This window comes from Janthinobacterium darwini, assembly GCF_051380905.1.
GTDB lineage: Bacteria > Pseudomonadota > Gammaproteobacteria > Burkholderiales > Burkholderiaceae_D > Janthinobacterium.
The window spans coordinates 2,701,472-2,720,689 of sequence record NZ_JBNYXX010000001.1 but is presented as its reverse complement, the minus strand read 5'-3'; the positions used below and the strand labels follow the sequence as shown (position 1 = coordinate 2,720,689).

19 protein-coding genes are annotated in these 19,218 nt (G+C 63.6%); 5 read left to right on the top strand and 14 right to left on the bottom strand.

Annotated features, from left to right (window positions below; genetic code table 11):
• Nucleotides 1-23: 23 nt before the first annotated feature.
• From ACQ4WZ_RS12490 to ACQ4WZ_RS12480, 3 genes are all read left to right on the top strand, one after another.
• Nucleotides 24-491, top strand: a complete 468-nt coding sequence (locus ACQ4WZ_RS12490) for a (2Fe-2S)-binding protein (protein WP_436573549.1) — start codon at nucleotides 24-26, stop codon at nucleotides 489-491.
• Nucleotides 484-2,802, top strand: a complete 2,319-nt coding sequence (locus tag ACQ4WZ_RS12485) for a xanthine dehydrogenase family protein molybdopterin-binding subunit (RefSeq protein WP_436573548.1) — start codon at nucleotides 484-486, stop codon at nucleotides 2,800-2,802. The genes ACQ4WZ_RS12490 and ACQ4WZ_RS12485 overlap by 8 nt, the downstream gene beginning before the upstream one ends.
• Nucleotides 2,803-2,970: 168 nt before the next feature.
• On the top strand, nucleotides 2,971-3,636 hold the full coding sequence (locus ACQ4WZ_RS12480) for a dienelactone hydrolase family protein (RefSeq protein WP_101480674.1): 666 nt from the start codon (nucleotides 2,971-2,973) through the stop codon (nucleotides 3,634-3,636).
• A 7-nt stretch (nucleotides 3,637-3,643) separates the two neighbouring features.
• On the opposite strand, the gene fghA is transcribed toward ACQ4WZ_RS12480, so the two are convergent.
• The 5 genes from fghA to ACQ4WZ_RS12455 all read right to left on the bottom strand — a co-directional run bounded on the left by fghA (nucleotide 3,644) and on the right by ACQ4WZ_RS12455 (nucleotide 8,563).
• Complete coding sequence (gene fghA, locus ACQ4WZ_RS12475; protein ID WP_436573547.1) at nucleotides 3,644-4,513, bottom strand: S-formylglutathione hydrolase; 870 nt, start codon at nucleotides 4,511-4,513, stop codon at nucleotides 3,644-3,646.
• 56 nt (nucleotides 4,514-4,569) lie between these two features.
• A complete protein-coding gene (locus tag ACQ4WZ_RS12470) occupies nucleotides 4,570-5,433 on the bottom strand; it encodes an NAD-dependent protein deacetylase (protein WP_436573546.1) in 864 nt (287 codons plus the stop codon).
• A 48-nt stretch (nucleotides 5,434-5,481) separates the two neighbouring features.
• Nucleotides 5,482-6,153 carry a signal peptidase I gene (gene lepB, locus ACQ4WZ_RS12465; protein WP_101480677.1) on the bottom strand — a complete coding sequence of 224 codons (672 nt, stop codon included), beginning with the start codon at nucleotides 6,151-6,153 and terminating at the stop codon, nucleotides 5,482-5,484.
• A gap of 160 nt (nucleotides 6,154-6,313) precedes the next feature.
• Nucleotides 6,314-7,888: an oleate hydratase gene (locus ACQ4WZ_RS12460; RefSeq protein ID WP_101480678.1), complete on the bottom strand. Its 1,575-nt coding sequence runs from the start codon at nucleotides 7,886-7,888 to the stop codon at nucleotides 6,314-6,316.
• A gap of 135 nt (nucleotides 7,889-8,023) precedes the next feature.
• Nucleotides 8,024-8,563 (bottom strand): GNAT family N-acetyltransferase, encoded by a 540-nt coding sequence (locus ACQ4WZ_RS12455; protein WP_133992368.1) that lies wholly within the window; start codon nucleotides 8,561-8,563, stop codon nucleotides 8,024-8,026.
• 81 nt (nucleotides 8,564-8,644) lie between these two features.
• On the opposite strand from ACQ4WZ_RS12455, the gene ACQ4WZ_RS12450 reads away from it, so the two are divergent.
• Nucleotides 8,645-9,037: a VOC family protein gene (locus tag ACQ4WZ_RS12450; protein WP_436573545.1), complete on the top strand. Its 393-nt coding sequence runs from the start codon at nucleotides 8,645-8,647 to the stop codon at nucleotides 9,035-9,037.
• A gap of 1 nt (nucleotide 9,038) precedes the next feature.
• Here ACQ4WZ_RS12450 and ACQ4WZ_RS12445 read toward each other — a convergent pair whose 3' ends face one another.
• Nucleotides 9,039-9,623 (bottom strand): DinB family protein, encoded by a 585-nt coding sequence (locus ACQ4WZ_RS12445; RefSeq protein WP_436573544.1) that lies wholly within the window; start codon nucleotides 9,621-9,623, stop codon nucleotides 9,039-9,041.
• Nucleotides 9,624-9,784: 161 nt separating this feature from the next.
• Between ACQ4WZ_RS12445 and ACQ4WZ_RS12440 the strand changes: the two genes are divergently transcribed.
• A complete protein-coding gene (locus tag ACQ4WZ_RS12440) occupies nucleotides 9,785-10,789 on the top strand; it encodes an HDOD domain-containing protein (protein WP_436573543.1) in 1,005 nt (334 codons plus the stop codon).
• 26 nt (nucleotides 10,790-10,815) lie between these two features.
• Here ACQ4WZ_RS12440 and ACQ4WZ_RS12435 read toward each other — a convergent pair whose 3' ends face one another.
• The 8 genes from ACQ4WZ_RS12435 to ACQ4WZ_RS12400 form a co-directional block, all read right to left on the bottom strand.
• Complete coding sequence (locus ACQ4WZ_RS12435) at nucleotides 10,816-11,517, bottom strand: ABC transporter ATP-binding protein (RefSeq protein ID WP_436573887.1); 702 nt, start codon at nucleotides 11,515-11,517, stop codon at nucleotides 10,816-10,818.
• A gap of 4 nt (nucleotides 11,518-11,521) precedes the next feature.
• Complete coding sequence (locus tag ACQ4WZ_RS12430; RefSeq protein ID WP_436573542.1) at nucleotides 11,522-12,235, bottom strand: ABC transporter ATP-binding protein; 714 nt, start codon at nucleotides 12,233-12,235, stop codon at nucleotides 11,522-11,524.
• Nucleotides 12,228-13,199: a branched-chain amino acid ABC transporter permease gene (locus ACQ4WZ_RS12425; protein ID WP_436573541.1), complete on the bottom strand. Its 972-nt coding sequence runs from the start codon at nucleotides 13,197-13,199 to the stop codon at nucleotides 12,228-12,230. Before ACQ4WZ_RS12425 ends, ACQ4WZ_RS12430 begins: the two co-directional genes overlap by 8 nt.
• Entirely contained in the window at nucleotides 13,196-14,068 is an 873-nt protein-coding gene (locus ACQ4WZ_RS12420) for a branched-chain amino acid ABC transporter permease (protein ID WP_099379617.1), read from the bottom strand. Before ACQ4WZ_RS12420 ends, ACQ4WZ_RS12425 begins: the two co-directional genes overlap by 4 nt.
• A 97-nt stretch (nucleotides 14,069-14,165) precedes the next feature.
• Nucleotides 14,166-15,332: an ABC transporter substrate-binding protein gene (locus tag ACQ4WZ_RS12415; protein WP_436573540.1), complete on the bottom strand. Its 1,167-nt coding sequence runs from the start codon at nucleotides 15,330-15,332 to the stop codon at nucleotides 14,166-14,168.
• Nucleotides 15,333-15,457: 125 nt separating this feature from the next.
• On the bottom strand, nucleotides 15,458-16,996 hold the full coding sequence (locus tag ACQ4WZ_RS12410) for a class I adenylate-forming enzyme family protein (protein WP_436573539.1): 1,539 nt from the start codon (nucleotides 16,994-16,996) through the stop codon (nucleotides 15,458-15,460).
• 11 nt (nucleotides 16,997-17,007) lie between these two features.
• Entirely contained in the window at nucleotides 17,008-18,162 is a 1,155-nt protein-coding gene (locus ACQ4WZ_RS12405; protein WP_101480688.1) for an acyl-CoA dehydrogenase family protein, read from the bottom strand.
• A 39-nt stretch (nucleotides 18,163-18,201) separates the two neighbouring features.
• Nucleotides 18,202-19,026: an IclR family transcriptional regulator gene (locus tag ACQ4WZ_RS12400; RefSeq protein ID WP_101480689.1), complete on the bottom strand. Its 825-nt coding sequence runs from the start codon at nucleotides 19,024-19,026 to the stop codon at nucleotides 18,202-18,204.
• Nucleotides 19,027-19,218 lie beyond the last annotated feature (192 nt).

The window sequence follows — 19,218 nt, the reverse complement described above, 5'->3', positions numbered from 1 at the left end:
AAAGTTTCTTATCTACAACACTTATGTATAACATTACCGTGAATGGCCAGCCCTTCGGCACCGAGGCCGACGCCGAGACGCCCCTGCTGTGGGTGCTGCGCGACGAAGCCCATTTGAAAGGCACCAAGTTTGGCTGCGGCATTGGCATGTGCGGCGCCTGCACCGTGCATGTGGACGGCCGCGCCATGCGTTCCTGTATCACGCCCATCGCCGCCGTGACGGGCTGCGCCATCACCACCATCGAAGGCTTGTCGGCGGACGGCACGCATCCTCTGCAGCGGGCTTGGGTCGCCACGCAGGCACCTCAGTGCGGTTATTGCCAGTCGGGCCAGATCATGCAGGCGGCGACCTTGCTGCGCGACTATCCGCAGCCGACGGATGCGAATATTGATGCCGTCATGAGCGGTAACCTGTGCCGTTGCATGGCGTACGTGCGCATCCGCAAGGCCATCAAGCTGGCGGCCGGCATGCAGGAGGCGCCCGGTGTTTAAGTTACCGAAAGAAAATTCAGCTGCCCGTCCCCCTGCACTGGGACGGCGCGGTTTCCTGATCGCCGCCGCCGGTACGGGTTTTTCCCTGGCCTTCTTGCGTGCCGACAGCTCATTGGCCGCCGGAAAGGTGGCGACCGCGCCGCCAAGACAAGACGCTGCGCCTGTGTTCGATCCCAGCATCTGGTTCCAGATCGGCCGCGACGGCATCGTCACCGTGAATATCGCCAAGGCGGAAATGGGCCAGCATATCGGTACGGCACTGGCGCGCATCGTGGTCGAGGAACTGGAGGCGGACTGGGACAAGGTGCGCCTGCATTACGTGGACACGGACCCGAAATGGGGCTTGATGGTGACGGGCGGTAGCTGGTCCGTCTGGCTGAATTTCGATCCGCTCAGCCGCGCTGGCGCGGCCGGCCGCCTCGCGTTGGTCGAAGAGGGCGCGCGCCTGCTGCGCTTGCCCGTGTCGGCCTGCCACGCCAAGCTGGGCGTCGTGCATGGCCGGGGGCGGTCCATCAGCTATGGCGACATCGTGCGTCGTGGCAAGCTGGCGCGCCAGTATACGCCCGAGCAACTGAAAGCCATCGTGCTCAAGTCGCCGCAGCAGCGCAGCCTGATCGGCCAGCATGTGCAGGCGCTCGATATTCCGGCAAAAACGGATGGCACGGCCGTGTATGGCATCGATGCGCAGGTGGAGGGCATGCTGTATGCGCGCCCGAAGATCCCGCCCACGCGCTACGGTGCCAAGGTGGTCTCTATCGACGACTCGGCCGCAAAAAAGGTCAAGGGCTACTTGCGCTCGGTTGCCTTGCAGGACCAAAGCGGCACGGTGCCCGGTTGGGTCATGGTGGTGGCCGACACGTATGCGGCCGCCATGCGCGCGGCCGACCTGGTGCAAGTGAAATGGCGGGCCGGCGCGGCAGCCCACGTGGCGGAGCAGGATATCCTCAACTACGCCACCAAGCAACTGGCCGATGCCAGCCTGGGCGCCCGCGTGGTCGATGATGATGGTGTGGAGCAGGCGTTCAAGGATGCCAGCCTGCAACTGGAACGCCACTACACGACCAGTACCGTGCTGCATTTCCAGCTCGAACCGGTGAATGCGCTGGCGCAGGAAATCGACGGCGTCTGGCATATCCATGCGGGCAACCAGTGGCAATCGTTGATCCTGCCCGTGCTGGCGCAGGCGTTGAAGGTGCCGGAAAGCAAGGTGATGCTGCATACCTATCTGCTGGGCGGCGGCTTCGGTCGACGCCTGAATGGCGATTATTGCGTGCCGGCCGCGCTGGCGGCACAAGCCGTGGGACGCCCCGTCAAGATGATTTGCACGCGGGCCGACGATGCCCGTTTCGATTCGCCCCGCTCGCCATCCGTGCAGCATGTGCGCATGGCGTTCGACGACGCCGGCGAGGTGTCGGCAATGGTGCACGAAGCGAGCGCGGGCTGGCCCACGCAAGCGATGATACCCGCCTTCCTGGCCAAGGATACGCAGGGTCATCCATATGACCCGTTCGCCATCGCCGGCGCCGACCACTGGTACGCGGTGGGCGCGCAGCGCGTGCGGGCCGTGTCGAACGACCTGGCCAACAGCAGTTTCCGCCCCGGCTGGCTGCGTTCCGTGGGACCAGGCTGGACGAATTGGGCAGTGGAAAGTTTTATGGACGAGGCGGCGCAGGCGGCCAAGGTCGATCCGCTGGCCTTCCGTTTGTCGTTGCTGCAGGCGACGGGGCGCAATGCGGGCAGCGCACCGAACGCCGTCGGCGGCGCTGCGCGCCTGGCCCATGTGCTGCAGCGGGTGGCGGACAAGGCGGGCTGGGGCACGGCCATGCCGCCCGACACGGGCCTGGGCATCGCCGCCACGTTCGGCCAGGAACGCGACATGCCCACCTGGACGGCCTGCGTTGCCCGGGTGAAAGTAGACCGCAGCACTTGCATGGTGAAAGTCGAAAAGTTGTTCATGGTCATTGATGCGGGCAGCATCGTCGATCCTGATGGCGCGCTGGCGCAGGCGGAAGGGGGCGCCCTGTGGGGCGTGAGCATGGCCTTGCATGAAGGCACGGCTTTCCTGAATGGCGAAGTGAAGGATACCAACCTGAATACCTACACGCCCCTGCGCATGGCCGATGTGCCCGAGCTCGACATCGAATTCGTGGCCAGCACGGCAACTTCGACGGGCATGGGCGAGCCGCCCACGACGGCCGTGGCGCCCGCCATCGGCAACGCCATCTTCGCCGCCGTGGCGTCGCGCGTGCGGCATTTGCCGATCCGCCCGGAAGCCGTGCTGAAGGGGCTGGACCGGCACGGCGCCGTTTGATGCGGACGCGCGGCAAAATGACGTGCGCCGCGCGTGAACGGACGCAGGCTGGTACACTGAGGATTGCAGCGCAGGGCGCGCAGGCGGCGCCCGGTTCGGCAAAATCAGCGCAGCAGTGTGATTTCAGCTTGATGTCAGCTCGATTCCAGCTCGATAGCGGAGGCAGCCATGCAAGAACAATTTGTCAGCATCACGGCCGATGAACTTCAAATGGACGGCGTGCTTGAAATGCCCGAGCGACCGGTCGGCATCGTCCTGTTTGCCCACGGTGCAGGCGCCGATAGCGACTATCTGGGCGCCTCAAGCCACGCCACTTCCCAGGATTTTCTGCGGGCGGGCATCGCCACCCTGCGTTTCGACCAGGGCGGCGTCGGGCCCGGCGGCGGCAGCAATGGCCACTCTTATTTTGTGCGCAGCGACATCGTGCTGCTGGCGCGTCAACTGGAAAAAGCCCTGGGCTGGCTGCAAGTCGATCCAGCCACGCGGCGCTTGCCTTGCGGCCTGTATGGCTATGGCACCAGCGCCGCCGTGGTGATGCAGCTGGCGGCCTGGCGCAGCGCGGAAATCGCCGCGCTGGCTGTCTGTGATGGCCAGGTGGAAATGGCGGGCAAGGCGGCGCTGGAAAATGTGCGTGTGCCTTCGCTGCTGATCGTGGGCGGGCGCGACCCCGATGTGGCTGGCCTGAACCGCATGGCCTTCGCCACCTTGCGCTGCGACAAACAACTGGAACAGATCGCCGCACCCGGTGCTCCCGACACGCGGCATCAGGCGGCCTTGCTGGCCACTGACTGGTACATGCGCCATTTCAACGGGCATACCAGCACGGCGCAATAGGCGCCAGTCAGTCTGTGGCGCGCAGGTTTTGTGCATGGAAGCGCAGATGCTCTTCCATGAAGCTGGCGATGAAATAATAGCCGTGGTCATAGCCGGCATGGCGGCGCAGCTGCAGGGGCTGGCCGGCGTCGCGGCACGCCGCTTCGAACACCTCGGGATACAGTTGCTCGGTCAAGAACTTGTCGGCCAGGCCCTGGTCGATCAAGATGCCGCCAGGAAATAGTGCCGGCTTGCCTTGCAAGCCGTGCATCAGGGCGCTGGCGTCGTATTGCTGCCAGCTGGCTGCATCGCTGCCCAGGTAGCCTGTAAAAGCCTTTTTGCCCCACGGACACTGGCTCGGTGCGGCGATGGGCGCGAAGGCGGACACTGAGCGGAACAGTTCCGGGTTGCGCAAGGCCAGCACCAGCGCGCCGTGGCCGCCCATCGAGTGGCCGAAAATACCCGTGCGTTGCGCATCGATCGCCAGTTCCTGTTCCAGCAGCGCGCGCAGTTCCAGGAGGTAGCTGTACATGCGGTAGTGGCTGCTCCACGGCGCTTCGGTGGCATCGACGTAAAAGCCGGCGCCCGCGCCGAAATCCCAGGCATCCGTCTCGCCCGCGATGTTGGCGCCACGGGGGCTGGTGTCGGGCGCGATCAGGATCAGGCCTTCTTCGGCCGCCACGCGCTGCGCGCCACTCTTGATCATGAACGTTTCTTCCGTGCACGTCAGGCCAGCCAGGTAAAACAGGGCGGGGCGCTTGATGCTGACGGTGTCGCCTGGCGCCGTGTCGGGAATGAAGGCCGAAAAACGCATGGGCAAGCCGATGGCTTGCGCGTCGTGGCGATAAAAGCGTTGTACACCGCCAAAACAGGCGTGTTCACTCAACAGTTCCAGCATGAATTCTCCTCGTCAATGCCATAGTATAGCGAGAGCGGCGCACCGCTGAGCCCGGATCAGTCCAGCATGGCCGCTAATGCTGGCAAGATGTCCTGTGCCGGCGCATCGGTCTTGAATGCCAGCAAATGGTCGGCGCGCGTCTTGCCCATGTTGATGGCGGCCACGGGCTTGCCCGTCTCGGCCGCCATGCGGCACAGGCGAAAGCTGGAATACACCATCACGGACGAGCCGACTACCAGCAGGGCGCTGGCCTCCATCAGCTTGCGCTCGGCCTCGGCCGCGCAGGCGGAGGGTACGCCATCGCCAAAGAACACCACGTCGGGCTGCAGGGTGCCGCCGCAGCGGGGACAGACGGGAAGGTGGAAGGTAGCCAGTTGCGACGGCTCCAGCAAGGCGTCGCCATCGGGCGCCGGCGTGGCCGTGGCGCCCAGCAACTGCGGATTGTCGCGTTCCAGCATGTCCTGGATCAGGCGGCGCGTGTGGCGGGCCTGGCAATCGAGGCATACCACGCCATGTATGCTGCCGTGCAACTCCGTGACGGTGGCGCTGCCTGCCTGCTGATGCAGGCCATCCACGTTTTGCGTGACCAGGCCGCCGATGTGCTGGCGCTGCGCCAAATGCGCGATGGCCAGATGGCCGGGATTCGGTGTGGCGCGCGCCAGGGTGGGCCAGCCTACCATGCTGCGGGCCCAGTAGCGGCGGCGCACGGCTTCCTCGCGGCGAAAGTCGGGACCTTGCACTGGGGCATTGCCGCGCCGCACGCCTTCCGTATCGCGGTAAGCGGGAATGCCGGACGCCGTGCTGATGCCGGCGCCCGTCAGCAGCAGCACCTCGGGATGGCGCTGCAGGAACTGCGCCAGCTGCTCCAGGGCGGGATCGTCGCTGGCGCTCTGCTGGCTGGCGGAGGGAAAGTTTTGCATGATGCGCCATGCTAACCGAAAAGCACGACGCCGTTGCAAGGGGAAGGTTTATTCCAGCTTCATGCCGAAACGCTGCAGCCGCGGCTGCCAATGCTCTTCGATATTGGCCGAGACGAGGATGCGCTCGGCCTTGCCAATCAGCAATGCCCGTGGCACGAAGCCGAAATAGCGCGAGTCGGCGCTGTTGTCGCGGTTATCGCCCAGCATGAGGAAATGGTCGGCCGGCACCGTCACGGGGGCAAAGCTGCGCGCCGCGCCCGCGATTTGCGGCAAGACCTGGATGCGGTGCTGCTCGGTCTGGTTGCGCTCGCTGATGCGCTGCGCTGTCAGCTGGCCCAGGTGGGCGATGGTTTCAGGCGCCGTGTCGAGCGCCGTGTACCGGGCGGGCTGGCCATTGATGATCAGCTGTTCATTGCGCATTTCCACCGTGTCGCCGGGCAGGGCGATGATGCGCTTGATCAAGCGCGTGCCATCTTTCGGCGAGGAAAAGGTGACGATATCGCCCCGCTGCGGGTCGCCCAGGCGTTGCAGCACGATATCGGTGAGCGGCACTTTCAGGTTGAAGGCCAGGCGGTTGACGAAGACGACGTCGCCTTCGAGCAGGTTGGGGCGCATGGATGCCGACGGTATCGGATTCCAGTCCGCCACGGCCGTGCGGAAGACGCCGAACAGCAGCAGGAACATCAAAAAACCTTTGTTGGCGCGCATCCATGTTTTCATATTGGCTCTTTCGCTGGGCCGTGCCCGTGATGGTGAGGAGAGGCGCCATGTCTGCTGGCGCCCTATCCACGATGCACGGCGAGGCTGAAGCCAGTCTTAAATCAGGTGCATGCACGGCCGGCAGTGCGGCCTTTGTTGCGTGCAAGCGTCAGCAACGCGGCTATTTGAAGGCCTTGATGACGGCATCGAGCTTGACCTTCAGCGATTTGTCGTGCGCGTGGATGGCCGGCACTTCGCGCTGTACGCCGAGCAGCTGGTAGACGGCCGTCTGCGCTGCGCGTACCGAGTATTCCACGGTGAAGACGACATCGTCGGCGATTTCCACGAACTGGCTGACGAAGGCCAGGTTGACGGAGTTGGCCGGCACGGGCAGGGGACGGTCGCTCTTTGCGCGGGGCATGAACATGCTGGTGATGTAGGGCATGCGGCAGGGAATGCAGTTGGCCGTGGCCATGATGTCGAGGTCGAAGTTCAGGTGGCCGCACAACTCGCGCAGGATATCCGCGCCGCTGCATTCGGACATGGGCTTGGCGACGAAGTTGCCGATGCGGTCAGGGTGCAGCGCATAGCCCCAGAATACTTGCACGCCCTCGGGCTGGCCGGCGAAATGGGGTTGGTGCGCCAGCACGATGGACATGAACCAGTTGCTGTCCTTGAAGGTGACGAGGCCGCCCGTGCCCGCGCTGTTGCCGGTGAATTGCTCCATCCTGTCAAAGAAGGCGCTGTCTTTCAGGGTGACCGTGTACGAGGCCCAGTACGATTCGGGGATGCTGCTGTTGAAGGCGGCGGGGCGTCCCAGTTCCGGGCGGCCCTCGGCCAGCTTTTCCCACAGGCGCCAGCCCTGGCTGTCGTTTTTCGTGCGCTGGGCCGGCGCGCTGTGCATGCTGCCATAGCTGGAGGCATCCGTCATCGAGGCGTTCTGGAAAAAGACCAGGTCGCCGGCGGCCACGGGGATCACGTCGGCCAGGCCGTGCCGCTGGCAGGCGATGGCGGTGGCGCTCAGGCGGCCGTCGCTCTCCTGCACCTCGATATCGCTCACCGTGCAATCCATGATGATGTTCACGCCTTGCTCCTGCAGCCAGGCGACCAGGGGGCGTACCAGCGAATCGTACTGGTTGTAGACGGTGCGCTTGACGCCGGCCAGGGTTTCGATGCGCGAAAACTCCATCATGAAGCGGTGCAGGTAGCGCTTGAACTCGACGGCGCTATGCCAGGGCTGGAAGGCAAACGTGGTGGCCCACATGGTCCAGAACTTGGTGTCGAAGAATTCGGGTGAGAGCCAGTCCGTGATGGCGCTGCTGCCCAAGGTGTCTTCGTCGGCTTCCGTCAGCTTCAGCAGTTCCAGCCTGTCCTGCATGGAAAAGCCCATGCTGCTGACATCGACCTTGAAGCGGTTGCGGTCGACCAAGCGCGCGCGCGAGTGGGGAAGGTGCTGTTCGTTGAAGGCGATGGTTTCATCGTAGACGCTCTGGCCCGCATGTTCGAGCGAGGGTATGCTCTTGAACAGGTCCCAGGTGCACTCGTAATTATCGGTGGTCAGCATGCGCCCGCCGCGCAAGGTGTAGCCATCCTCTGCATTGCCGCCGCCATCGAGGCTGCCCCCGGTCACGGGCGACGCTTCGAAGACGGTAATGTTGCAACCTTGCATGCCGCCGTCGCGTATCATGAATGCGGCTGCGGCCAGCGAGCCGATGCCGCCGCCGACGAGGTAGGCTTTTTTGTCTGTATTAGGCATGGTTTTCCCCTGAGTGTGAGTGCATCTGCATGCGCGAAAGGCTGGCAAGCGGCACGGCTGATGCCGCGCCATATTTGCCTATTTTACAACATCAGGGGAGAATCGGCAGATAAATAGAGCGTTCGTTCGGTTTTTTCAGGCGCTGGCGTGTTCCTTGCGCCGTTCAAAGTACAGCAAATCCGACCAGGCATCCTGGAAGCGCATGGCTTTTTCCGAACGGCCATATTGGCGAAAACCGTTGCGTTGCATGACGGCGATCGAACCCAGGTTTTGCGGCCGCGCCGTCGCTTCCAGGCGCCACAGTTCCAGTGCACCGAACGCTTCTTCCAGCAACAGGGCGACCACGCGCGTGGCGTAGCCGCGTCCGCCAAACCGTTCGCCGATGCGATAGCCGAGCGTCGCCTTGTTGAAATACGGGCGCGTGACGGCAGTCAGGTTGACTCTGCCGATGATCTGCCCGTCCAGCTTGGCCAGGTACTGGTATGCGCTGTCTTTCTCACGTTCGCGCTGCGCCTGCTCGATGGCGGCGGCGATGGCTTCATGGTGGTAATAGGACGGTGCGCGCGCCGTGACCCAGGATTCAAAATAGGCGCGGTTTTCCAGTTCAAAGGCCAGCAAGGCGGGAAGGTCGGCGCTGGAGGGGGGGAGCAATTGAAGGCGGTCGAGGTCTGGCATGGGATCGTGTCGGAAAGCGATGCGCCATTATAATCAGCTGGCGCATTTCGCCGCACATGCTTGAATTCATGAAGGAGCAGCATGCTGTCCCATATTTGCCTCGGCACCAACGACTTTCCCCGCGCCTACGCCTTTTACACGGCACTGATGGGAGAACTCGACTTGATCGAGAAATTTCACGATCCGGCCCAGCCCTGGGCGGGCTGGATGGCGCGGGGGGCGCCGCGCCCCCTGTTCGTGCTGACGGCGCCGCATGACGGCTTGCCGGCCACTCCCGGCAATGGCCAGATGACGGCCTTGCTGGCGGCCAGCCGCTTGCAGGTGGACCGTTGCCACCAGGCCGTGCTGGCGCTGGGCGCCGTGTGCGAAGGGCTACCCGGCTTGCGGCCCCATTACCATCCCAATTACTATGGCGCTTATTTCCGCGACCTCGATGGCAACAAGTTGTGCGTCTGCTGCCACGGCGAAGAATGATTCAGCGCTCTCCCCACACGTCGTCTTCCGTCCAGCCCAGTTCCAGGAAATCCTGCGCCCGCTCGTCCGCTTCACCTGCGCAATAGAACTCGTCGAGCTGGGGCGCTTCGATGCGCGTGCCGGCCAGCATGGCGTGCACTTGCCCACGGTGGTGGATCTGGTGCTGGAACAAATGCGCCAGCATGCGCTGGCGCGTGTCGACTTGCGGGGTGTCGCGCAGGATCGTCACGGGCCGCGCCAGGTCCGCATCGCACAGGCTGCGGCAATGGGCGATCAGGCGCAGGTCCGATGCGCGCTGCGCCGCGTGCAGGGCCGCGCCATCGGTGTACGGTTCGTCCTGTGCAAAAAAGACATAGCAGTCGGAATGAGGCTTTTCGCCGCGCAGCTCGCGTTCGAGTGCGTCGAGATAGAACCAGTCGCACGTCAGTATGTGGTTCAGGGTGAACTGGATGGTGGGGAAAAAGCTGACGCGCGTGGCCTGGAACTCGGCCTGGGTCAGCTGCCCGCAAGCCTTCAGCAAGCGGTGGTTGGCCCAGGCGTTGTTATACGCCTGGCCGGTGACGTAACGGGCCAGTGGATTGTTCATGATGTACCTTGCAAGGCAGGGGAGGCTGCGAGAGCGCCACTGTAGCACTTTGCGCCAGGTGGACCCAGCCGGTCACGCCGGCCGCCCCAGTACTGCTGTCATCAAGTAAAATCGCGCAGCGGATTTCGCGATAGTGATGCATATAAGGTTTGGATAGCAAAATGGGTTGGATAGGAAAATTACTGAACGGCGGCGATGAAAAAAACAAGGCTGCGCCGGTCACGGCAGCGGCGGCGCCCGAGATGACGCGGCAGCCAGCCACCATCACCGAAATCGATGCCATCTACTACCGCTGGCTGGCCGCCGCCGGTTCGGCGCAGGCTCCCGAGCAGGCCGAACAACAGATTCTGGACGAATTGATGCGCCTGGCCCGTGAACCGATCGCTGGCGCCGCGCTGGTGCCGCGCATTCCGGCCATCATCCCGCAGTTGATGCGTACCTTGCAAAATGAAAACATGAGCGCAGCCGAGCTGTCGCGCCAGCTGGCCCAGGACGTATTGCTGGTCGCCGAGGTCTACCGCGAAGCGAACCGGCCGCGCTACCATTCTCGCTACAACGCCAGCCCGTCGATCAACAACATGGAAGGCGCCATCATGCTGCTCGGGCAAAACGGCATGCGCATGCTGCTCGCCCGCGTTGCCTTCCGCCCCATCGTCAGCATGCAAAGCGGCGGGTTGACCATACGCACGGCGCCCCTGATCTGGCGCCAGTCCGAGAAATGCGCGCTGGCGGCCAACCTGCTCGCGCCGGCCATGCAGGCAAACGCCTTCGACGCCTATCTGGCGGGACTGATGGCCAATGTCGGCCTGGTGGTGGCGTTCCGGCTGATCGACCAGATGCATGCGCCCGATGCCTTCCCGCAATCGGACGCCTTCATTGCCCAGGTGTTTGCGCAAGCGCGTATCTTGTCGGTACGGATCGCCGAATTATGGGAGTTTCCCGAGTCCGTGACCAATGCGATCGAGCATGCCGGCGTCGATGCCCACGCCGATGCCGATCCGCAGGCGCAAGCGCTGGCGCTGGGCGATCGCTTGAGCAAGCTGCGCATGCTGGTCGATACGGGCCGCTTTCCTGCCGACGATCCCTTCGTGATGGCCGGACTCGGAAAGAGTCAGCTGCTGGTGTTCGACAAGCTGGCCGACGAGGACGAGGACGACGAGGAGTGATGCCAGCTGCATGCAGCGGATATCACTCAGCGCGCAAAATAGAGTTCGTGCAGATGCTCGAGATCGACCTCGGAAGCGGCCTGCGACAGCGCCACTTTGCCGCTCTGCATCAGGTAGACGTGATCGGCCACGCCCACGGCGCGCGCCGTGTTTTGCTCGACGAGGATGATGGTGCGCCGGCCATCGTTCAGGCGCGCGAGGATCTCGAACAGCTCGTTGACCACCAGCGGCGCCAGGCCCAGCGAAGGTTCGTCGATGATCAGCAGCGACGGGTCGGACATCAAGCCCCGCGCCATCGCCAGCATCTGCGCCTCGCCACCCGATAATGACCCGGCCAGCTGCTTGCGGCGCTCGTGCAGGCGCGGGAACATGGCGTAGGCTTCGGCCAGGCGCGCCGGCATGTGGCTGCGGTGCTCTTTCGGGAAGGCGCCCATGATCAGGTTTTCTTCCACACTCATGTCACGGAAGGTCATGCGCCCCTCGGGTATCATGGTGACCCTCGCGTCGCTCATCTTCCAAGTCGGTGTGCCATTGATGCCCACGCCATCGAGTGCGATGCTGCCCGCGCCCACGGGCAGCAAACCCATGATGGCGCGCAGCAGGGTGGTTTTGCCGGCCCCGTTCGGGCCGATGATGGTGGTCAGCCTGCCTTTCTGGATGGACAGCGACACATCCCACAGCACATTGATGGCGCCATAGCCGGCGCGCAGTTGACTAATTTCAAGCATCGTTTCAGGCATGAACTGCTCCCGTATAGCTTTGGATGACGGCTGGATTGCGGAACACGGCGTCCGTCGTGCCGTCGGCGATCAGCTGGCCAAAATTGAGCACGGCCACGCGCTGGCACAGATTGCTGATGGTTTCGATATCGTGCTCGATCATGACGATGCCCACGCCAAAGGCGGCATGCAAGTCCTTGAGCATGCCCATGAAGCGGCGCTTGCCGTTCGTTTCCAGGCCGGCCAGCACTTCATCGAGCAGCAGCAGTTTCGGATTGGTGGCCAGCGCCTTGGCCACTTCCAGCGCTTTCAGTTCCGTCAGCGCCAGTTCGCTGGCAGCGTCGCGCCCGGCCTTGTCCGCCAGGCTGGTGAAATCGAGGATTTCATCGATCTTGCGCTGGTCCACCTTGCCGGTGCCGAAGCGCTGCGCCACGATGAGGTTTTCGCGCACCGTCAGTTCATGCATGGGCTGCGGAATCTGGAAGGTGCGGCCCAGCCCAAGCCGGGCGCGCTGGTACATGGGCGTGGCCATGATGTCGCGCCCGTCGAAGCGGATGTGGCCACTGGTGGGGCGCACCAGGCCGGAAATCGCATTGAACAGGGTGGTCTTGCCGGCACCGTTGGCGCCGACGAGGCCGATCACGTCGTGGCTGCCCACGTTCAGGGTGACGGCATCGACGGCCGTCAGGCCGCCGAAGCGCACGGAGACATTATCGAGTTCAAGCATGGGATTTCTCCTTGATCATCGCTTTTTTCAGCCATTTTCGCAGCAGCGGCAGCAGGCCGTTCGGACTGAAGACAATCATCGCCACCAGCAGCACGCCCAGCACCAGCTGGTGCCCGGTGGGTATCAGCGACTTGAAAATGAGCTGGTCTACCAGGTAGACCACCACGGCGCCCAGCACGGGGCCGAGTATCGTGCGGTAGCCGCCGAAGATGGCCGCCACGATGGGCAAGGTGACCCACAGGCTGTTGAAGGCGTAGTCCGGTTCCAGGAAGTTGATGTAGTGGGCGTTGAAGGCGCCGAACAGGCCGGCCATGAAGGCCGACACGAGCAGCATCATGCCTTTCAACAGGGTGCTGTTGACGCCGACGACGCGCGTAGCGTCTTCGCTGTCGTGCATGGCGCGCAGGGCGATGCCGTAATGGCTGGAACGGATGCGACTGTACGCCAGCGCGCAGGCCACGACGAGGGTCAGCACCACCAGGTAGGCGCCCGTCTTGCTGGCCAAATCAAAGCCGAAGACGGTGGGCAGGGTGGGAATATTGTTGACGCCGCCGGCGCCGCCCGTCAGCGCACTCCATTCCGTGGCCAGGATGCGGAAGATGTGGGCGTAGGAGAGGATGGCCAGCGCAAAATACGGCCCGCGCAGGCGCAGTACGGGCAGCATGATGACGGCTGCCGCCGCAGCACCGACGCCGCCCAGCAGCATGGCGGCAAACACGGGCAAGCCCAGTTTCACGGTGGTCAGCGCGGAGACATAAGCGCCCACGCCGAAGAACGCCGCATGGCCGAAGCTGACCATGCCGCCCAGGTTGCCCAGCAGGGCCCAGGACATGGCCACGCCGCCGATGATCAGGGCCGCCACCACCATGCTCATCACATACTGGTTGCCGCCAAGGGCCAGCGGCACGGCGACATACGCGGCCAGCAGAAGGCCCGTCGTGGATATCAGTGTCGAGCGCTTCATCCGCGCCTCCGTTGTGCGCCAAACAGGCCGTTTGGCATGATGAACAGCACCAGCAGGAACAGCACCATGCCGGACAATTCCTGCAGTGCGGAGCTGGCCAGGGTGACGGTCAGCGCCTCGGCGACGCCCAGCAGTACGGCAGCGAGCAGCACGCCAGGGATCGAACCAATGCCAGCCAATACGGTGATGATGAAGGCTTTCACCGTCAGCGCGCCGCCGTAGGCGGGCTGGATCACGCCATAGCTGAACAGGGCCACGCCGGCGAAGGCGGCCAGGATGCCGGCGACTAAAAACGAGACCAGCTCCGTGCGGCCCGGGTCGATGCCCATCAGCTTGGCCGCGTCGCGGTTGCTGGAGACGGCGCGCACGGCGCGGCCATACCAGCTGGTGGCCAGCCAGCGCCACAGGGCCGCCATCAGCACCAGGCTGACGCCGAAGAAAATCACTTCGCTGCGCATGCTGAAGAAGGGGCCAATCTCGATGCCTTCCTGCAGCCAGCTCGATGAGGTCGAGCGAATGTCCGCCTTCCACACCAGCAGGATGAAATTGGTGAGAATGACGCCGATGCCGTAGGTGAGGATCAGCGAATTGATTTCGCGGTCTTTCTTGATGCGGCTGACGATCAGGTACACGCCCACGGATGTGAGGCTGACGATCACCAGTGCGATGGGAATGGCGAACATGGGACCGAGTCCCAGGCCTGACTCCACGCTGTAGGCGATATAGGCGGCCAGCAGCACCAGTTCGCCGTGCGCCAGGTTGATCACTTTCATGGTGCCGAAGACCAGCGCCAGTCCCAGTGCGATCAGGGCGTAGGAGCCGCCCTGCAGCAAGCCTGAATACAGGGCTTGCAAGATTAATTCTGTCATGTCGTCATCCCGTCAGGCAGCCCTGGCGAGGGCCAGAACTGCCGTTCATCGGTGCGCGCCCTGGCGGGCGCGCGCGTGTGCGCAGGGGAGGCTGCTGTTACCAGGGCAGGGCAGGATAGGCCAGCTTGCCCGTAGCGTGTTCCTTCGGCCAGACGATTACCACCTTCTTGTCCTGGTGCTGCGCCATGCGGTGCACGAAGTTCTGGTTGTCACCATTGGCGGAGAATTGCACCCGGCCGATCAGGGTTTCCCGGTCCGTCTTGCGCATTTCCTCTGCCACGCCGCCTTTCTTGATCGTGCCCTTGTCGGCCGCGCGCGCAATCGCCTCGAACAGCAGCATCGATTGCACGTAGCCGAACTGGCCCAGGTAATCCGGCTCCTTCTTGTACAGCTGCTTGTAGGCATCGCTGAAGGCTTTGCCGTCGGCCGTCTTGAATTCGGTGGGGAAGGGCAGCAGGGCCGTGCCAAAGACATTCGGCATCAGGTCGGGGAAGTCGGCCGCCATTTTCGGCGTGGCCAGCGACCACACGCCCACCATGGCCTTGATCTTCGGCTTCAGTACGCGGGCGGCGCGGATGATGCCAACATAGTCGTTTTCATAGCCGACCATGGCCACCACTTCCGATTTATCCTGCAGCTTGATCTTGTTGATGATGGGCTTGAAGTCGGTAATGGCCGGATCGAAAGAGTGCGTCGTCACCTTGACACCCTTGGCGGCCAGGGCCTTTTCCACGTCCTTCGCCAGACCGGTGGTGGCATCCTTGGTCGAATACACGATGGAGACGGACTTGGCGCCCACGTCCTGCAGCAGCCCCAGCATGGCTTTTTCGTAGCCGGCCGTGTTATTGATGCGGAAAAAATTCTTGCGTCCGCTGGCCACCAGGCTGTCGTCCACGCCGCCCGAGGTGATGTAGACCAGGCCCAGTTTGTTCGCCGTGTCCGAGGCGGGCGAGATATTGTTCGAGCCATAGCCGCCCGTGATGGCCACCACGCCCTGGCTGGCCAGTTTTTCCACGGCGGCGATGGCCTTGGCGGGTGCCGATTCGTCGTCGACGGTGACGATCTTGACGGTGTGCTTGCCGTTGGTCTTGTTGAATACCTCGGCTGCCACCATGATCCCTTCCTGCATGCCGGCGCCGACCCTGGCCAGGTTGCCCGTCAAGGGGATTTCGGCCCCGACCAGGAATTCGTCGGCGCTGGCCTGCGCCATCCAGGCGCTGGCAACCAGCGCTGCCATGGCGATGCGTGTGTATGTGCGTTTCATCGTGTCTCCTCCGGTGATGTGACTCGGTTTGCCGGCGCCAGGATCGGCACCGGCAAAACCACCCGCCTGGGTTTTATTGTCGGGTGTATTGAAAGCAACTGCAATGGTGAATTTACTGCCTGTTTTTACTGCCTGTTTTGCGCCATCTGCCGCAGCTGCCCCTTTAAAATCTTGCCTGTGGCGGCCGCCGGCAGCGCTTCCATGACGATGATGGCTGATGGACATTTGTAAGGCGACAGGGTCTGCGCCAGGTAGTCCAGCAAGGCCTGCACCGTCACGGGGTGCTGCGGGTCCAGCTCTACATAGGCGATGACGTCCTCGTTGCCATCGTCCAGGGTGCGTCCCACCACGGCCGATTGCACCACGGAAGCGTGGGCGTTCAGCGCCGTTTCCACCTCCAGCGGATACACATTGAAGCCGGAGCGGATGATCAGTTCCTTGGTGCGGCCCACGATGAACAGCGCGCCATCTGGCTCCTGGCGCGCCATGTCGCCTGTATTGAGCCAGCCGCCGTCGCGCATGGTGGCTGCCGTCATGTCCGGTTCGCGGTAGTAGCCGGCCATGACATTCGGCCCGCGTATCCACAGTTCGCCCGCATCGCCCGGCGCCACGTCCGCGCCGGCCAGGTCCACCACGCGCACCTCCACGCCGGGGATCGGCGTGCCGACGGAACTGTCATGGCGCGGCGCATCGAGCCGCGTCTGGCTAATGGTGGGCGCGCTTTCCGTCATGCCGTAGCCGTTGTGCAGCGCGGTGCCCAGCAGCTTTTCCACGTCGCGCTTGAGCGATGGCGCCAGCGGCGAGCCGCCCGCATACGCAAAGCGCAGCCGCGTGGGCAGCAGCGTATCGGTGCCGCCCAGGGTTTGCAGCAGCTTGGCGTACATGGCGGGCACGCCCTGCACGATGGTCAATTCATCGTCTTTCAGCGCGGCCAGCAGGCCATCGACGGAAAAGCGCGGCACCAGATACAGAGCGGCGCCCGCATACAGGGTGCCAAGGGCAACCGAGGCCAGGCCGTACACGTGAGAAATCGGCAGCACGCCGTAGGCGCGGTCGCTGCGCGTCAATCCCCTCAAGGTGCTGGAGACGGCGGCAATGAACAGCAGATTGCGGTGCGTCAGCATGACGCCCTTCGATTGTCCCGTCGTGCCCGTGGTGTAGATCAGCGCGGCCACCTGTTCGTTGCCGGGTACGCAGGCTTCCGCGATAGCTGCGCTGTTCAATTCGCCCGCCAGCAGCTCGCCCATGCCGTCGACCGTGGCGCTGGCCGCGCCCAGACGTGCCGCATGCGCTGCCGCTTCCGGCGAGGCGCCGGCCAGGAACAGCACCCGCCGTGCGGAACTGTGCGCCGCGATGGTGTCGATCTCGCGCGCCGACAGGCGGGCGTTGACATTGACGATCCACGCATCGATGCTGGCGGCCGCGAAGATCAGCGCCACCTGCAGCGCGCTGTTCTCGCCCACCACCATCAGGCGGTCGCCGGCGCGCACGTCCAGCTGGCGCAGCAGTTGCGCGGCGCTTGCCACGCTGTGCTGCAGCTGCGCGTAGGTCCAGTGCCGTCCGCCTTCATGCAATGCCGGCGCGCCGGGCGCGCGTGCTGCCCAGTGGGCGGGGATGGCCGAGAGGCGGGCCGGAAGAGCGGCCAGCAAGGCTGGAATATCCATCGCTGCCTCCTTCACTTTTGCGCTGCCTTGATCATGTTGCGGGCGATGACGATCTGCTGGATCTGTGTCGTGCCTTCGTAGATGCGGAACAGGCGCACGTCGCGGTAGAAGCGTTCGGCCGCGTATTCGCTGATGTAGCCGGCGCCGCCGTGGATTTGCACGGAGCGGTCGGCCACGCGGCCGCACATTTCGGAGGCGAACAGCTTGCAGCACGACGCTTCCGTCGAAATGTCTTCCTTGTTGTCGCGCCGGCGCGCGGCGTCGAGCACCATGCTGCGTGCCGCGTAAATCTCGGCCTTGCTGTCGGCCAGCATGGCCTGGATCAGCTGGAATTCCGCAATGGGCTGGCCGAACTGCTGGCGCTCCATCGCATACGCCAGCGCGTCAGCCAGCATGCGTTCGGCCGCGCCCACGCAGACGGCGGCGATGTGCAGGCGGCCCTTGTCGAGCACCTTCATGGCTGTCTTGAAACCCACGCCTTCCTTGCCACCGATGATGTTCGCGGCTGGCACGCGGCAGTTTTCAAAGATCACGTCACAGGTGTGCGCGCCTTGCTGGCCCATCTTTTTATCGATTTTTCCCAGCGAGAGGCCCGGCGTGTCCCTTTCCACGATGAAGGCGGAGATGGCAGAGGCGCCCCGCTTGACGGGGTCCGTGCGCGCCATGACGGTAAAAATGCTCGCTTCGGGTGCGTTGGTGATATAGCGTTTGCTGCCATTGAGGATATAGAAGTCGCCGTCGCGCACGGCGCTCGTGCGCAGCGATGCCGCATCGGAGCCGGAACCGGCTTCCGTCAGGGCGAACGAGCCGATGATCTCGCCGGCCGCCAGTTTCGGCAAGTAATGCTGTTTCTGCGCTTCCGTGCCGTCGATGACAATGCCTTGCGAGCCGATGCCGTTGTTCGTGCCGATCAGCGAGCGGAAGGCGGGCGAAGTGCGGGCGATTTCAAACGCGACCCTGACTTCCTCTTCCATGCTCAGTTCCAGGCCGCCGTAGGCTTCCGGGATGGACAGGCCGAACAGGCCCAGTTCGCGCATCTGTGCCACGATGGCGGGCGGTATCGTATCCGTGTCGGCCACCAGCGCCTCGTTCGGCACCAGCACTTCGCGCACGAAACGGGCGATGCTATCGAGCAGGATGTTCAGGGTTTCTTCGTCGCGTATCATCGGGGTCCTCGGAGGCGATGTTGAGAGGGGGCGCGCAGTCTAACCGCGGCCCAGGTTTTTTTCCACTGTCTTGACCAGGGCGACCAGGCGTGGTCCCAAGTCCGATTCGAGTTTTTCACGCGATAGCAGGAAGGCGGGGCCACCGCAATTGAAGGCCATCACCTGTTCGCCGTCAAAGCCCTGCATGGGCACGCCCACTGCATGCACGTCGTTCTGCCACTCGCCGGCCGAGATGCAAAAGCCCCGGTCCTGGTAATCCTTGAAGCCTTGCTCGATGCCGGCCTTGATGCGCGGCCAGCGTTCCGTCTCGTGCACGCGCGCATGGTCCATCAGGTAGTCGCGTTCTGCCTGCGGCAGGATGCACAGCAGGGCCTTGCCCATGGCCGTCGTCATCAAGGGAATGCGCGAGCCGACGTCGAGGCGCAGGGTGACATTGGCGCTGCTGCGGCAGGTTTCCACGTAGACCATGCTGAGACGGTCGCGCGTGCCCAGAGAAACGGAGGCCTGTGCATGTTCGGCCAGTTCTTCCATCAGCGGGCGCGCCATCTTGCGCACGTCGAGGTTCGACAGCATGCGGTAGCCGAGGGCCAGTACGCCGGCGCCCAGCTGGTACTTGCCCAGACTGTCCGAGTAATTCAGGTAGCCCAGTTTGGTGAGTGTGTAGGTGAGGCGCGAAATCGTGGGTTTCGGGATGGCCGTGCGCTTGGCCATGTCCGCGTTCGACAGGAATACTTCGCCGGGTCGGAAGCAGCGCAGCACTTCCAGGCCCCGCGCCAGCGCGTTGACGAACTGGCGGTCCTTGCCTTCCTCGTCATCGCTGAAAACGATGAGTTCCGGATCGGCTGCGGCCTGAGTATTTGTCATATTTGCTTTCATTTTCTGACTCCCTGCAAATCAGTTTGCCTAGCCGAATCTCGCATGTCAATCGTTTTGTGAAACATTCGTTCGCACAGCGAAATGCTGCGCTGCATGAAAAAGGCGTGAAATTTGACCTGCGCAAGTGTTTCCAGTCCTGTCGCTTGAGCAACGCTATATACCTCTGTATATTGCGCTGTT

What these genes read in the sequence shown, in the direction of transcription:
- ACQ4WZ_RS12490 (WP_436573549.1), top strand. Translation starts at nt 24, where the DNA reads ATGTATAACATTACCGTGAATGGCCAGCCCTTCGGCACCGAGGCCGAC.
- ACQ4WZ_RS12480 (WP_101480674.1), top strand. Translation starts at nt 2,971, where the DNA reads ATGCAAGAACAATTTGTCAGCATCACGGCCGATGAACTTCAAATGGAC.
- fghA (WP_436573547.1), bottom strand. Translation starts at nt 4,513, where the DNA reads ATGCTGGAACTGTTGAGTGAACACGCCTGTTTTGGCGGTGTACAACGC.
- ACQ4WZ_RS12470 (WP_436573546.1), bottom strand. Translation starts at nt 5,433, where the DNA reads ATGCAAAACTTTCCCTCCGCCAGCCAGCAGAGCGCCAGCGACGATCCC.
- lepB (WP_101480677.1), bottom strand. Translation starts at nt 6,153, where the DNA reads ATGAAAACATGGATGCGCGCCAACAAAGGTTTTTTGATGTTCCTGCTG.
- ACQ4WZ_RS12460 (WP_101480678.1), bottom strand. Translation starts at nt 7,888, where the DNA reads ATGCCTAATACAGACAAAAAAGCCTACCTCGTCGGCGGCGGCATCGGC.
- ACQ4WZ_RS12455 (WP_133992368.1), bottom strand. Translation starts at nt 8,563, where the DNA reads ATGCCAGACCTCGACCGCCTTCAATTGCTCCCCCCCTCCAGCGCCGAC.
- ACQ4WZ_RS12450 (WP_436573545.1), top strand. Translation starts at nt 8,645, where the DNA reads ATGCTGTCCCATATTTGCCTCGGCACCAACGACTTTCCCCGCGCCTAC.
- ACQ4WZ_RS12445 (WP_436573544.1), bottom strand. Translation starts at nt 9,623, where the DNA reads ATGAACAATCCACTGGCCCGTTACGTCACCGGCCAGGCGTATAACAAC.
- ACQ4WZ_RS12440 (WP_436573543.1), top strand. Translation starts at nt 9,785, where the DNA reads ATGGGTTGGATAGGAAAATTACTGAACGGCGGCGATGAAAAAAACAAG.
- ACQ4WZ_RS12435 (WP_436573887.1), bottom strand. Translation starts at nt 11,517, where the DNA reads ATGCTTGAAATTAGTCAACTGCGCGCCGGCTATGGCGCCATCAATGTG.
- ACQ4WZ_RS12430 (WP_436573542.1), bottom strand. Translation starts at nt 12,235, where the DNA reads ATGCTTGAACTCGATAATGTCTCCGTGCGCTTCGGCGGCCTGACGGCC.
- ACQ4WZ_RS12425 (WP_436573541.1), bottom strand. Translation starts at nt 13,199, where the DNA reads ATGAAGCGCTCGACACTGATATCCACGACGGGCCTTCTGCTGGCCGCG.
- ACQ4WZ_RS12420 (WP_099379617.1), bottom strand. Translation starts at nt 14,068, where the DNA reads ATGACAGAATTAATCTTGCAAGCCCTGTATTCAGGCTTGCTGCAGGGC.
- ACQ4WZ_RS12415 (WP_436573540.1), bottom strand. Translation starts at nt 15,332, where the DNA reads ATGAAACGCACATACACACGCATCGCCATGGCAGCGCTGGTTGCCAGC.
- ACQ4WZ_RS12410 (WP_436573539.1), bottom strand. Translation starts at nt 16,996, where the DNA reads ATGGATATTCCAGCCTTGCTGGCCGCTCTTCCGGCCCGCCTCTCGGCC.
- ACQ4WZ_RS12405 (WP_101480688.1), bottom strand. Translation starts at nt 18,162, where the DNA reads ATGATACGCGACGAAGAAACCCTGAACATCCTGCTCGATAGCATCGCC.
- ACQ4WZ_RS12400 (WP_101480689.1), bottom strand. Translation starts at nt 19,026, where the DNA reads ATGACAAATACTCAGGCCGCAGCCGATCCGGAACTCATCGTTTTCAGC.